The sequence below is a fragment of the Arthrobacter sp. D3-16 genome (genome assembly GCF_054408515.1).
In genome coordinates, this window is the sequence record NZ_CP096437.1 from 1,207,124 (window position 1) to 1,220,356 (window position 13,233).

At 65.9% G+C, this 13,233-nt stretch carries 13 protein-coding genes and 1 pseudogene; 9 read left to right on the forward strand and 5 right to left on the reverse strand.

Translation table 11 applies throughout. The features are described from left to right. Nucleotides 1-93: 93 nt before the first annotated feature. Nucleotides 94-507, forward strand: coding sequence for a thioredoxin family protein (locus M1D32_RS05800; RefSeq protein WP_458781376.1), 414 nt, complete (start codon nucleotides 94-96; stop codon nucleotides 505-507). Nucleotides 508-597: 90 nt separating this feature from the next. Here the strand turns inward: M1D32_RS05800 and M1D32_RS05805 are convergent, their stop codons facing one another. Further along, entirely contained in the window at nucleotides 598-876 is a 279-nt protein-coding gene (locus M1D32_RS05805; protein WP_458781377.1) for a putative quinol monooxygenase, read from the reverse strand. A 114-nt stretch (nucleotides 877-990) separates the two neighbouring features. Here M1D32_RS05805 and M1D32_RS05810 point away from each other — a divergent pair. Both M1D32_RS05810 and M1D32_RS05815 read left to right on the forward strand, forming a co-directional pair. Continuing rightward, nucleotides 991-2,174, forward strand: a pseudogene (locus M1D32_RS05810) (AMP-binding protein); the annotation flags it as partial. Nucleotides 2,175-2,348: 174 nt separating this feature from the next. Further along, on the forward strand, nucleotides 2,349-2,666 hold the full coding sequence (locus tag M1D32_RS05815; protein ID WP_458782113.1) for an AMP-binding enzyme: 318 nt from the start codon (nucleotides 2,349-2,351) through the stop codon (nucleotides 2,664-2,666). Between the two features lie 15 nt (nucleotides 2,667-2,681). Here the strand turns inward: M1D32_RS05815 and M1D32_RS05820 are convergent, their stop codons facing one another. Further along, on the reverse strand, nucleotides 2,682-3,665 hold the full coding sequence (locus M1D32_RS05820; protein ID WP_458781378.1) for a DNA-3-methyladenine glycosylase family protein: 984 nt from the start codon (nucleotides 3,663-3,665) through the stop codon (nucleotides 2,682-2,684). 142 nt (nucleotides 3,666-3,807) lie between these two features. Between M1D32_RS05820 and M1D32_RS05825 the strand changes: the two genes are divergently transcribed. The 5 genes from M1D32_RS05825 to M1D32_RS05845 are packed head-to-tail and all read left to right on the forward strand — an operon-like array spanning nucleotide 3,808 to nucleotide 8,981. Further along, nucleotides 3,808-4,215, forward strand: coding sequence for a VOC family protein (locus M1D32_RS05825; RefSeq protein WP_458781379.1), 408 nt, complete (start codon nucleotides 3,808-3,810; stop codon nucleotides 4,213-4,215). A 35-nt stretch (nucleotides 4,216-4,250) separates the two neighbouring features. Then, nucleotides 4,251-5,636: a cystathionine beta-synthase gene (locus M1D32_RS05830; protein WP_458781380.1), complete on the forward strand. Its 1,386-nt coding sequence runs from the start codon at nucleotides 4,251-4,253 to the stop codon at nucleotides 5,634-5,636. A gap of 28 nt (nucleotides 5,637-5,664) precedes the next feature. Beyond that, entirely contained in the window at nucleotides 5,665-6,828 is a 1,164-nt protein-coding gene (locus M1D32_RS05835; protein WP_458781381.1) for a cystathionine gamma-synthase, read from the forward strand. Then, nucleotides 6,829-8,175, forward strand: a complete 1,347-nt coding sequence (locus tag M1D32_RS05840; protein ID WP_458781382.1) for an MFS transporter — start codon at nucleotides 6,829-6,831, stop codon at nucleotides 8,173-8,175. A 35-nt stretch (nucleotides 8,176-8,210) separates the two neighbouring features. Beyond that, on the forward strand, nucleotides 8,211-8,981 hold the full coding sequence (locus M1D32_RS05845; RefSeq protein WP_458781383.1) for an SDR family oxidoreductase: 771 nt from the start codon (nucleotides 8,211-8,213) through the stop codon (nucleotides 8,979-8,981). On the opposite strand, the gene M1D32_RS05850 is transcribed toward M1D32_RS05845, so the two are convergent. Genes M1D32_RS05850 through M1D32_RS05860 form a run of 3 tightly spaced genes read right to left on the reverse strand, consistent with a single transcriptional unit; the run spans nucleotide 8,978 to nucleotide 12,352 of the window. Next, the gene (locus M1D32_RS05850) at nucleotides 8,978-10,486 is read right to left on the reverse strand and encodes an APC family permease (RefSeq protein WP_458781384.1); all 1,509 of its coding nucleotides are present in this window, start codon (nucleotides 10,484-10,486) and stop codon (nucleotides 8,978-8,980) included. The genes M1D32_RS05845 and M1D32_RS05850 overlap by 4 nt on opposite strands. 13 nt (nucleotides 10,487-10,499) lie before the next feature. Next, the gene (locus tag M1D32_RS05855; protein ID WP_458781385.1) at nucleotides 10,500-11,711 is read right to left on the reverse strand and encodes a glutathionylspermidine synthase family protein; all 1,212 of its coding nucleotides are present in this window, start codon (nucleotides 11,709-11,711) and stop codon (nucleotides 10,500-10,502) included. A gap of 2 nt (nucleotides 11,712-11,713) precedes the next feature. Continuing rightward, nucleotides 11,714-12,352: a Tat pathway signal protein gene (locus tag M1D32_RS05860; protein WP_458781386.1), complete on the reverse strand. Its 639-nt coding sequence runs from the start codon at nucleotides 12,350-12,352 to the stop codon at nucleotides 11,714-11,716. A gap of 168 nt (nucleotides 12,353-12,520) precedes the next feature. Here M1D32_RS05860 and M1D32_RS05865 point away from each other — a divergent pair, with 168 nt between their 5' ends. After that, nucleotides 12,521-13,177 carry an MOSC domain-containing protein gene (locus M1D32_RS05865; protein WP_458781387.1) on the forward strand — a complete coding sequence of 219 codons (657 nt, stop codon included), beginning with the start codon at nucleotides 12,521-12,523 and terminating at the stop codon, nucleotides 13,175-13,177. The last annotated feature ends 56 nt before the right edge of the window (nucleotides 13,178-13,233 follow it).

The following is a 13,233-nucleotide window of genomic DNA, read 5'->3' on the forward strand; positions in this document are numbered from 1 at the left end:
TTAGCTGGGGGGCGGAGTTATTCCCAATGACGCGGGGAGCGAACAAGCGGCCCTGGCCGCGACATCAGGCGCCGCCGCGCGTACCGTTGACACATGGCTACCGTTGACATCACAGGTGAACAGTTCGCATCGACCATCGAGGGCAACGATATTGTCCTGGTGGATTTCTGGGCAGAATGGTGCGGCCCCTGCAAGCAGTTCGGACCCACGTACTCGGCCGTCTCGGAGAAGCACCCGGATGTGCTCTTCACCAAGGTGGACACGGAGGCTGAGCAGCAGCTCGCCGCCGAGGCAGGCATCTCCTCCATTCCCACGCTGATGGCTTTCCGCGAAAAGGTGCTGGTGTTCTCACAGCCCGGCGCATTGAACTCACAGCAGCTCGAACAGGTGGTTGACGCCGTGAAGGCGCTGGACATGGACGAAGTGCACGCCCACGTGGCGCGCCAGCGGGAGGAAGCCGCAGCCGCAGCAGGCCCGCAGGACGGTACGCAGATTCCGGAAGCGTGATCCCCGACGCCCCACCCTTGCTAAAACTGACGAAGCGGCGCCCTCTCCATGAGAGGGCGCCGCTTCGCCTTTAGCCGGTGTAAATGGCCCTTAGAGGCGTTCCAGTTTGACGGGCTCGGCCAGGAGCGCGCTGAGGGATTCGTTCAGGTCCTGCACCGCGATGCCGTTGGAGTGCTTGGCCAGGTCCTCCTCCGACGCCCACTGCTCCGTGAGGACCAGTTTCTGCTCCGTGGCTTCGGTGAGCTCATAGCGGATGCAGCCGGGTTCGTTCACCACCTCGTCGATAGCGATTTCGAGGGCCAGCTTTACACGGTAAAACTCGCCGTCGTTGGGGATGAACGTTGCCTGCAGGTCAATGGGTGAAGTCATGGATTTCACAATACCGGCCACCGCCGGCCGGCCCGCTTCGGTTGACGCCGGCCGGCGCGACTGTTGCGCTTTGATGTCCTTCTATTGCCCCGTTCCTGTTGGTAGCGTGCCATCATGCGTGCTTACACAGCCGGGAACACTGACGTTCCGCTTCTCGAAGAGACCATCGGCGGAAACTTCGAGCGGGTGGTGGCAAAGTTTCCGTTCCATGACGCCCTGATCGAGGCGGCCCCGGTGCCCGGCGGTGACGCGCGGCGCTGGAGCTACACCAAGATGAACGACGACGTCGACCGGCTGGCGCGTGCGCTCCTCGCCCTGGGCATCGAAAAGGGTGACCGGGTGGGGATCTGGAGCCCCAACTGCGCCGAGTGGACGCTCCTGCAGTACGCCACCGCGAAGGCCGGCGCCATCCTTGTCAACGTCAACCCCGCCTACCGCAGCCACGAGCTGGAGTTCGTGGTGAAGCAAAACGGCATGCGCATGCTGGTCACGGCGCCCTCGGACCGGCACAGCGACTACGTAGCCATGGCACGGCATGCGCTCGCCGAGTGCCCGGACCTGCGTCAATTAGTGTTCCTCCCTGTCGCCGGAGGGGAGGGGCTCGACGGCGGGGTTCCGCTGAGTGACGAGGAGCTGACCTACGCCGAGCTGCTGAGGCGGGCGGACGACGTCGGGCATTCCGGGCTGCGGGCCCGCATGGCTGAACTCAGTCCGCACGATCCCATCAACCTGCAATACACCTCCGGGACAACGGGTTTTCCCAAGGGCGCCACGCTGACCCACCACAACATCCTCAACAACGGCTACTCCATAGGGGAGCTGCTTGGTTACACCGAGCATGACAGGGTGGTGATTCCGGTGCCGTTCTACCACTGTTTCGGCATGGTGATCGGCAACCTGAACGCGCTGAGCCACGGGGCCGCCACCATCATTCCGGGCCGGGGCTTCAACCCCGCCGCGGCGCTGGAAGCCGTGCAGGACTTCGGCGGGACGTCGCTGTACGGGGTGCCCACCATGTTCATCGCCGAGCTCGCACTGCCCGACTTTGTTTCCTACGACCTGTCGTCCCTCCGCACCGGGGTTATGGCCGGATCGTTGTGCCCTATTGAGGTGATGAACCGCGTTATCGCCGAGATGAACATGGTGGACGTGGCCATCTGCTACGGCATGACCGAAACGTCGCCGGTGTCCACCATGACCCGGAACGGCGATACCCTGCAGCACCGCACGGAAACAGTGGCCGGACCATGCCGCACCTGGAAAGCAAGATCATCGACCCCGGCTCCCGGGAAGTCCTGGAGCGCGGGCAGATCGGGGAGCTGTGCACCCGTGGCTACGCCGTAATGGCCGGGTACTGGAACCAGCCGGAGAGAACGGCCGAGGCGATTGACGGTGACGGCTGGATGCACACCGGCGACCTGGCCAGGATGGACGATGACGGCTACGTGGTGGTGGAGGGCCGCATTAGGGACATGGTGATCAGGGGCGGTGAAAACATCTATCCGCGTGAAATCGAGGAGTTCCTCTACACCCACCCGTCCATCCAGGACGTGCAGGTCATCGGGGTGCCTGACGGCAAGTACGGGGAGGAACTGATGGCCTGCATCATCCTCAAGCCCGGCGCGGAGCCGCTGGACGCGAACGCGGTTTCAGAGTTCTGCCGGGGCAAGCTGGCCCACTACAAGGTCCCGCGTTATGTGGATATCCGGGACAGCTTTCCCATGACCGTCTCGGGGAAGGTCCGCAAAGTGGAGATGCGGGAGGAAGCTGTGGCCAGGCTGGGGTTGTGACCCCGCTCGCCTGGCCTAATGCCGGCGGTGGTCCTGGATGGTCATCCGGGGGCCAAAGGTGGGCTTGCGGAAGCCGCTGGCCTGGATCATCCGCACCACGCGCTGGCGGTGCCCTTCCCAGGGGGCAAGGAGGCGGAGCATGCCGGCATCGTCCGTCCGGCGGCCCGTCAGTGCCGCCCCCACGTAGGCAGCGAGGTGATAGTCGCCCACGGAGATGGAGTCCGGGCAGCCGTGGGTGCGCTGCACCACCTCTGCCGCGGTCCAGATGCCAATTCCGGGGATGGTCTGCATCTTGGCTGCGGCCTCCAGCGCCGGCAGCGCTGCCAGCCGTTCGAGCGCGACGGCGGACCGCAGCGCCCGCATGACCGTCGCCGAGCGCTGCGGGCCCACTCCGGCCTTGTGCCACTCCCAGCTGGGGACCTGCAGCCATTGGGCGGCCGTGGGCGGCAGCACCAGGCCTGGCGGCGTGGAGTTGCCTGCCCGCAGCGCCGGTGTTCCGTACCGGTGCACCAGGTACCGGTAGGCCCGCCGCGCCTCGATGACTGTCACCTTCTGCTCGAGGATGATGGGCACGAGCTGGTCGATCATGCGCCCGCTGGATGGAAGCCGCAGGGCCAGGCTTCGGCGTCGTGCCTCCCGGACCATGCGGGGGAGGGTGGCGTGGAAGGCTGGCTCATCGAAGGCGCGCCAGTCGTCATCGGCCCCGAGGAGACGCGGGACCGAGTCGATGGCAGCGGCGGCCCCGGGGCCCCAGCCCTGGACGTCGACGCGGTGCTCCAGCTCCAGGCTGCCGGCCGGGCTGAAACGGACCGTGGCGGGGCCTTCTTCGGTGGTGAAGGCATGCCAGATGACACTTCCCTGGACGCTGAAGGATGGATCGCTGGTGCCGCGCAGGAGCGGGCCGAGGGTCCGGGCCAAGTCGTAGGGGCCGTCCGGATACCACCGGAGCGAGGCGTCCGCGGCGGCCGCCAGCCGCGCGGGTGCCTCTGCGATCGTCATGCACCAATCGTCCCACGGCGGGCCGACAACGTGCCCTCCTGCCGGCTCGTCCGCGGCCCTTACCGGGCTGCGGACGGAGGACTAGACTCCACCGTGTGGTGCGGAACACTGCACTGAAGGCTCGAAAAACCAGGAGGCAACAATGGGTGGAGTAGTGCATTTCGAAATTCCCGCGGACGACCAGGAGCGGGCCAGGGGCTTCTACAAGGAGGTCCTGGGCTGGCGGATCGATCCCGTCCCGGGCATGGACTACAACATGGTGATCACTACGCCCATGGACGAGTCCACAGGACAACCCACGGAAGCGGGCGCGATCAACGGTGGCATGATGGCCCGGGAGGCAGACCTGGCGAACCCCGTCCTCACCGTGGACGTTGAGGACATTGAGGCAACGCTGAAGACAGTGGAGTCTTTGGGCGGTGCCGTGGTGCGGCCGAAGGAAACCATCCCCGGGATGGGCTCCTTCGCATATTTCAAGGACACCGAGGGCAACGTCATGGGCCTGTGGGAGAACCTTCCCGCTGAGGAGCAGGCACAGGCCGCCGGGTAGCGGCATGCACCTGCGAAAGCGGTAGCTTTGTACTCATGAAGTACGCCCAGTCCGTCCTGGACCTCATCGGCAATACCCCGCTAATCAAGCTCAACCACGTGACGGAGGGCGTCAAAGCCACAGTCCTGGTCAAGCTGGAGTACCTGAACCCGGGGGGATCCATCAAGGACCGCATCGCGGCGAAGATGGTGGAGGATGCCGAGCGGGACGGCAAGCTGCAGCCCGGCGGCACCATCGTTGAGCCCACTTCCGGAAACACTGGTGTGGGCCTGGCGCTCGTGGCGCAGCAAAAGGGCTACAAGTGCATCTTCGTGGTGCCCGACAAGGTGGGCGAGGACAAGCGTGCCGTGCTGCAGGCCTATGGCGCCGAAGTGGTGGTGACGCCCACCGCCGTCCCGCCGGACAGCCCCCAAAGCTACTATGGTGTTTCTGACCGCATCGTCCGCGAGACGCCCGGAGCGTACAAGCCGGACCAGTTCTCCAACCCCGCAGCGCCCGGCAGCCATTACCTGACCACTGGCCCCGAGATCTGGCGGGATACTGACGGGAAGGTCACCCACTGCGTCATCGGCGCCGGCACCGGCGGCACCATCACCGGCGTGGGCAGGTACCTCAAGGAAGTTTCGGCGGGCCGGCCGGCTTCCGACGGCGGGACGGTCCGGATCATCGGCGCCGACCCCGAAGGCTCGGTCTACTCCGGCGGCACCGGCCGCCCGTACTTCGTGGAGGGCGTGGGCGAGGACATGTGGCCCGCCAACTATGACAAGTCCGTCCCGGACCAGGTGATCGCCGTCAGCGACGCCGACTCGTTCGCCATGACCCGGCGCCTGGCCCGTGAAGAGGGACTGCTGGTGGGCGGATCCTCAGGCATGGCTGTGGTGGCCGCCCTGCAGGCGGCGCGGGACCTGCCGGAAAGCGCCGTCGTCGTCGTGATCCTGCCTGACTCCGGGCGCGGCTACCTGGCCAAAATCTTCAACGACCAGTGGATGCGGTCCTACGGCTTCCTCTCCGGCGGCGAGGAGACCTCCGTGGGCGAGGTCATCAGCTCCAAGAACGGCGAACTGCCGGACCTGGTGCACATCCACCCCAACGAGTCGGTCCGCGATGTCATCAACATCATGAACGAGTTCGGCGTCAGCCATATCCCGGTCCTGTCCCAGGAGCCGCCGGTGGTGATGGGCGAGGTGCTGGGCGCGGTGGATGAGCGGACCCTCACTGCCAAGCTGTTCCGCGGCGAAGCGAAGCTGACGGACAAGATCTCCGAGCATATGGGTCCGAGGCTGCCGGTGATCGGTTCGCTGGAAACCATCTCGGCCGCCAGGGAGCTGCTCTCGGACGTGGACACGGTGATGGTCACCTTTGTGGGCGCTCCCGTGGGGATCCTCACCCGCCACGACCTCCTGGCCTACCTCAGCAACTGAAACTGCAACACCGCGACAAAGGAGCATCATGTCCTTCTCCGAGAATCACGGCTTCAATACCCGTGCTGTCCATGCCGGCCAGGATTTCGAGCCGCGTACCGGTGCCGTAGTGCCGCCCGTGCATTTCGCCACCACTTATGCGCAGGACGGCATAGGTGGCCTCCGCGAAGGCTACGAGTACAGCCGCGGCGGCAACCCTACCCGGGATGCGCTGCAGGAACAGCTGGCAGCGCTGGAGTTGGGAACGCATGCCTTCAGCTTCGGTTCCGGCCTCGCGGCGGAGGACTCCCTGATCCGCGCCCTGACCGGGCCAGGGGACCACATCGTGCTGGGCAACGACGCCTACGGCGGCACCTACCGGCTCATCAGCCGGGTGCTCGGTCCCTGGGGGATAGGCAACACTCCCGTGGACATGGCTGACCTGGACAGCGTCCAGCAGGCCGTTGTGGCCAACAAGGCACGCCTGCTTTGGGTGGAAACGCCGTCCAACCCGCTCATGAAGATCACGGACATTGCCGCGCTCGCCGGCATAGCGCACGACGCCGGCGCCCTCCTGATCGTCGACAACACCTTTGCGTCCCCCTACCTGCAGACACCGCTCGCCCTGGGTGCCGACGTCGTGGTCCACTCCACCACCAAGTACATCGGCGGCCATTCGGACGTGGTGGGCGGCGCCGTCATCGTCAAGGACGCTGAACTGGCCGAAAAGATCGGTTTTCTTCAGTTTGCCGTGGGAGCCGTCTCGGGTCCCCTGGACGCCTTCCTCACTACCCGCGGGCTCAAGACGCTGGGCGTCCGGATGGACCGGCACAGCCTCAATGGCCAGGCGGTGGCGGAGTGGCTGCTGGAACGTCCTGAGGTAGAAAGCGTCCTCTACCCGGGGCTGCCGTCGCACCCGGGCCATGAACTGGCCAGGAAGCAGATGCGGAATTTCGGCGGCATGGTGTCGGTGCAATTCAAGGGGGGTGAAGCTGCCGCAAGAAAGGTGGCAGAGTCCACCAAGGTGTTCATCCTGGCGGAGTCGCTGGGCGGTATCGAGTCACTGATGAATTACCCGTCGGAGATGACGCACGCCTCGGTTAAGGGCACCGAACTGGCGGTGCCGGTGAACCTGCTCCGACTGTCGTGCGGCATCGAGGACGTGGAGGACCTGGTGGCCGACCTCGACCAGGCATTCGCGTCCATTCCCTAGATGAAGGCGCGGCTGGAGGTATCCGATTCCGTACTCACCAAGCCCCATCGGCGGCCCCGGCGCTTTCACCCTGCCTGGACCGTTGCCGCCGTAGCCTTCCTTGCCCTCGTGGGTGCCGCCGGCTTCCGGGCCGCACCAGGAGTCCTGATGGTGCCGCTGCAGGAGGAGTTCGGCTGGTCCACCACCGTTTTGTCGGCTGCCGTCAGCATCAACCTGGTCCTTTTTGGGCTGACGGCGCCATTTGCTGCTGCGCTCATGGAGCGGTTCGGCATCCGGGCAGTCACGGCCATCGCGCTGGTCCTGATCGGCACGGGCAGCGCCCTCACCGTGCTGGTGAACCAGTCCTGGCAGATCCTGCTGACGTGGGGTCTGCTGATCGGCCTAGGCACCGGGTCCATGGCGCTGGTCTTCGCCGCCACCATTGCCAACACCTGGTTCGTCAGGAGCCGCGGACTGGTGATCGGCATCCTCACCGCCGGCAGCGCTGCCGGCCAGCTGGTCTTCCTGCCGTTTATCGCCACGCTGGCCCAGGATCCGGGCTGGCGCCAGGCATCCCTGCTGATCGCTGCCGGAGCGCTGGCCGTGGTCCCGCTGGTGCTGAAGTTCCTCAAGAACTCCCCGGCCGACGTCGGCGCCTTGCCTTACGGCGAAACTGCGCCTGCCGGTGAGGTGCTGCCGCAGTCCCGGGTGGAGGATTCCGGGCCGCGAAGCAACGCCGCGGTACGGGCGCTGCAGGTCCTCAAAAGGGCCAGCCGCGTTAGGACGTTCTGGGCATTGGTGGCCGGGTTCGCGATCTGTGGTGCCACCACCAACGGGCTGATTGGCACCCACTTCATTCCCTCCGCGCACGACCATGGGATGCCCGAAACCACCGCAGCCGGCCTGCTCGCCGTGGTCGGTATCTTTGACATCGTGGGCACCATCGCCTCCGGCTGGCTGACGGACCGGTTCAACCCCCGGATCCTGCTCGCCGTCTATTACCAGTTCCGCGGGATCGGACTGCTGGTGCTGCCCTTGCTCCTGAGTGCCGAAGTCCAGCCCAGCATGATTGTCTTTGTGGTGATCTATGGTTTGGACTGGGTGGCCACTGTCCCGCCGACAGCGGCCATCTGCCGGGAAACCTTCGGCGCGGACGGCAGCGTGGTGTTCGGATGGGTCTTCGCGGCCCACCAGCTCGGAGCGGCAGCAGCGGCACTGGGCGCCGGTGCCATCAGGGACGCCACCGGACAGTACACCTATGCCTGGTTCGGCGCTGCGGCTATATGCACCGTCGCCGCAGTCATCAGCGCCACCATCCGAAAGCACGGCAGCTCCCGCGAAACCGTCCCCGCCAGCGCTGCAACCTAGCCAGGCCCGACGCATCCGGCCAGTACGCTGATCCCATGGAAACCCCTGCCGAAGGCCCTGTCCGCAACGTAGCCCTGGTTACCGGCGCGGGCCGGCTTGCCTCCATCGGCGCCGGCATCGCCCGCCAGCTTGCCGCTGAAGGCTGGGACCTGGTGCTGGCGTACTGGCAGGACTACGACGCCCGGATGCCTTGGGGGAGCGAGCCGGACGACGTCGTCCGTTTGACTGCCGAGCTGGAAGCGATCGGCGCCCGCGTCCATTCGCTGCCCGCCAACCTGGAGGACCCCGACGTCCCGGACCGCCTGGTAGCGGAGGCGGTCACGCTTGCGGGGCCGCTGCAGGGGATGGTGCTCAGCCATGCGGAATCCGTGGACTCAGGGATCCTGGACACCAGCCTGGCATCCTTCGAGCGGCATTTCGCCGTCAACACGCGGGCCAGCTGGCAGCTGATTGCCGCCTTCGCGCGGCAGGCAACGGCCGACGGCGGTGCGATCGTTGCGCTGACCAGTGACCACACAGCCTTCAACCTTCCCTACGGCGCCTCGAAGGGGGCGCTGGACAGGATCGTTATCGCGGCGGCACGGGAACTGGGACCGCAGGGCATCTCGGCCAACGTCCTCAATCCGGGGCCGGTGGACACGGGCTGGATGGATGACGACATCCGGCAGGCCGTCGTCGAACGCCAGCCCACCGGCCGCCTGGGCACTCCTGCCGATGTCGCCGGTACCGCAGCGTTCCTGCTCTCGCCGGCTGGCCGCTGGGTCTCCGGCCAGCTCATCAAAGCCGACGGCGGCTTCTCCGCCTAGCCCGTTCTGGCGGGAGTCCTGCCGGTGAAGTAGCCGCGGGTTGCCGGCAGGAACCGGCAGACGACGGCGAGCACCACTCCGAGTGCCAGCAGCACCACACCGCTGATGAACGCCCCGCCGACGCCGAAAATCCGGGTGTCGCCATACGCCGGATCCCACATCTGCACGGCCGAGATGAAGAACGCAGCCGTCAGCAGCAGCGCGCCCACCAGGGGCAGGATGCCCCGGAACCAGAGGTTACGTGCCGAGTGCCGCAAAGTACCCCGGAAGTACCAGAAGCAGGCGAAGCCGGTGAGGGCGTAGTAGAAGGCGATGAAGAGGCTGATCGCGCTGATGGAGTCGGAAAGCAGGTTTTCGCTAAGGAAGCTCATGGCAACGTAGTAGGCAATCGCCGCCGCGCCCATGACCTGGGTGGAGAAACCCGGGGTTTGGTTCTTCGGGTGCACCTCGCCGAACTTGGCCGGCAGGGCGCCGTGCACTCCCATGGACAGGGTGCCGCGGGCGGTGGGCAGGATAGTGGTCTGGGTGGAGGAGAGCACCGAAGCGAGGACTGCGACGACGATCAGCCAGCCCCAGGGGCCTAGGACCACATCCTTCATGGCCAGGAAGACATCGTCCTGGTTGGCCTCGTTGCCCAGGCCGACGCCTTCAGAGCCCACGGTGGCGTACATCATGACCAGGAGCGCGACGGAGACGTAGATGGCCACCAGGATGAAGGCGGAGATCACTGCACCGCGGCCGGGGGTGGTGGAGGGGTTTTCGGTTTCCTCATTGACCGCCAGGCAGGTGTCCCAGCCCCAGTAGATAAAGAGTGCAAGCAGCGCGCCGTGGATTACTGCGCCCGGATCGGCGAACGCCCCGGCGGGGTTGAACCACTCGAAATCGAAAGGCTGCCCCTCCGGTGCGCCCCCGACAATCCGCATCACGATCGCCAGCGCAAAGATGCCCAGCGCGATGTACTGCACGTAGGTCAGCACCCGCTGCACGTGTTCGCCCAGCCGGATTCCCCGGTAGTTCACCCACGCCATTACAGCGATGAACAGGACACCTGTGGCGGTAACTACCACCTTGTTTTCAGCCAGCGAGCCGTCACCCACCAGAAGCCACAGGTACTGGCCCGCCACCTGCGCGAGATTGGCCAGGACCACGATGCCGGCAAGCGCAACACCCCAGCCGCCCAGCCATCCGGCCCAGGGTCCAAAGGCCCGCCGGGACCAGGTGAAGGTGGTGCCGCAGTCCGGTATTGCGCTGTTGAGTTCGCGGAATGCGTAGGCGATGAACAGGACGGGGATAAAGCCGAGCAGCAGGATCAGGGGAGTGTAGTTGCCGTTTACGGCAACAATGAGGCCCAGCGTGGCCGCCAGCGAATACACCGGCGCCGTCGAGGCCAGGCCCAGCATGACGGAGTCGCCCAGGTCCAGGATGCCGGCGCGGAGCCCCTTGGGCGGAACGGAGGTGCCAGGCCCGCTGCCCGGTCCTCCCGCCGTCGTGGTTTCTGTGCTCATAGTGTCACCGGAGTCATAGTGCGATACCTGCTTTGCTGGAGTGGGCCGCGGCCGAGAGCGGGGCCGGGGCGTCAATGGTGTTGGGCACGAACCTGCAGAAATAGTCGGTGATGGGGCCGTCCGATTCGCGGATCCCGCAGCCCACCGACTCACCATCCACCACCCAGAGGCCGAGGACGGGATGGTTGCCGTCGAAGTCCGGCAGCGGATGGTACTGCTGGTAGCACCAGCCTTCGCGGCCGTATCCGCCGGGTTGTTCCAGGCTGATGCCCTGGGCGTGGATCTTGATGTTGTCGCCTTCGCGGCCGTGCAGCGGTTTGGCCACCCATTCCTTGAGCGGCCCAGGTTCGTTCAAGTACGCCGGCAGCAGGTTGGCATGACCAGGGAACAGGTGCCACAGTGCGGCGAGGAGTGCCTTGTTGGAGAGCAGCATCTTCCAGGCGGGTTCAACCCAGCGGGGATTGTGGGCACGCTCAAGGAGGCGGGGTCCGAAGGGTTCCTTCATCATCAGCTCCCACGGGTAGAGCTTGAACAGGGTGCTGATCATGAAGTTGTCCAGGTCCACAAAGCGGTTCAGGTTGGGGTCCCAGCCGATATCGGACATGTTGATCCCGATGGTGGTCCAACCCGCCTGGCTGGCCACGTCCCGCATGTAGGCCGCCGTCATCCAGTCCTCACCGGACTCCTCAACCTCGGAGTGCGCAACATGGAGGGTGCTCATGCCGGTGCGGTACTGCATCTTCTTCCACTGCCGGATCAGCGCTTCATGGATACCGTTCCACTGGTCCTTTTTAGGGTAGACGTCCTGCAGCCAGAACCACTGCGCTACGGAGGCCTCGATCAGGCCGGTAGGGGTGTCCGCGTTGTACTCGAGCATCTTGGCGGGCCCGCCCTGCCCGTCGTAAATGAAGTCGAACCGGCCGTAAACATCGAAATCGCCGGCCTGCAATGATTCCGCGGCCAGCTCGAGGGCCTGCTGGCCGATGCCAATGTCACCCATGGCGCCGGTAGCCAGGAACCGGGCGGCCTCCAGGCACATCTTGTGCATATCCTCGGCCGTTGCCTCGAGGGTCTCCACCTCGTCCAGGGTGAACTCGTAGTAAGCGGCCTCGTTCCAGTACTCGATCCTGCGGCCGTCCGGCATGGTGGTGGTGGAGAACACCAGGCCTTGTTCTTCAATCTTCTGCTTCCACCCGGGCCTGGGCTCGATCAACTTCCGCTTCACGCCTAACCCCCCGAAACCTTGCCGCCGCCGCCACTGGTGCCGCTTTTGGCGCTGGTGCCGAAGCCGCCCCGGCTGACGGTGCCGCCCTTGGTGCTGTAGCCGGTGGAGGCCTTGGCGCCGCTGGGCGCCGTCCGGGTGTAGTTGGGTGCCGTGGAACGGTTCTGTCCCACGGCAGGGACAAATGCGCCGCGGGAAAAGAAGTACCAGGCGTAGATGCCGCCGCCCCGGCCGGCGGAGCTGTTGCAGTTGGTATCCTCGACGCGCTCGCCGGTTTCGTCGTTGAAGCACACCTGTGCGTACTCCGGCTCGTCCTTGTTACTGGCCACAACTGCTGTGATGGTGCCGGCCAGCAGGGCCGTCACCCCCAGGCCCACCACTACGGTGCGGCGCTGGGAGCGCTTCTTCCGTGCCACCGCCTCGGTCTGCTGCTTCTCCCGGTCACGGGCAAAGGGGTCCACCGGGGTGACTGGTTCGTTCAGGAGTTCCGGGCGCAGCTCCGGTTTGGGTACCTGCCACGGGGGAGGCTTGGGGGCGTCCGGCGCCGGGGTGCCGTCTGCTGCAGCACCGGAGCTGCCCGCCGCACCGGCCTGCCGGCTATCGCCCCTAGCTGGATCGTGCTCCGGGTCCTTGTTCGGGTCCACGGCGTCCCCCTCAGTTGTCCACGTGAATTGGGCACAGCGCTGCACCCCCAATTGCAATCCTCAAATCAGCGTAGTCCCTGCAGCCTGCTGCTGCGAGCAGGAAAGCCGGGAGAACTCCCCATGGCGGGGTAGCCGCCACGGGCAGCGCCGGAAACCTACACTGGTCCCATGGAAACCGCTTCTGTGCTTGCCGTCTGCCGTGTCTACCAGCTCGTCCCGGATGCCTCCAGCGTGGGTGTAACGGCCATCGACAAGCGTGCGGTGGAGGGGCCGGTGAAGGTGCACAAGCTGGGCCTGCAGGGCGACATCCAGGCGAACCGGGTCCACCACGGCGGACCGGACCAGGCCCTTTACGCCTACTCCCAGGCGGACGCCGACTTTTGGGCGGCTGAGCTCCAGCGCGACCTGCCGGCAGGCATTTTCGGTGAGAACCTGCGCGTTGCCGGAATCGACGCCACCGCGGCGGTGATCGGCGAACGCTGGAAGATCGGCCTCGACGTGGAAGTGGAAGTTACGTCCCCGCGTACACCCTGCGCTACCTTCCAGCGGCGGCTGGGTGAGCCGCAGTTCGTCAAACGCTTCACAGGTGAGGGCAGGGTGGGCGCCTACCTCCGGGTGATCCGCGTTGGCACCATCCGGGCAGGGGACCATATCCACCGGACGTACGTTCCCAGGCACGGGGTCACCGTGGGCAAGTGGTTCAGCAAGCCGGACCTTGAGTCCATGGAAGCATTGCGTGACGCCGACGCCGACGGCGAGATCCGGCTGCAGCAGCCTGAATTCAAGCAGAAGTTCGCGGCGCTGGAACGGCAGTTGGCCCGCTAACAGCACACCCAGGTGGCTGGTAGGGGAGCCGTGTGGGCAAGCTCACCGCCGCCGTC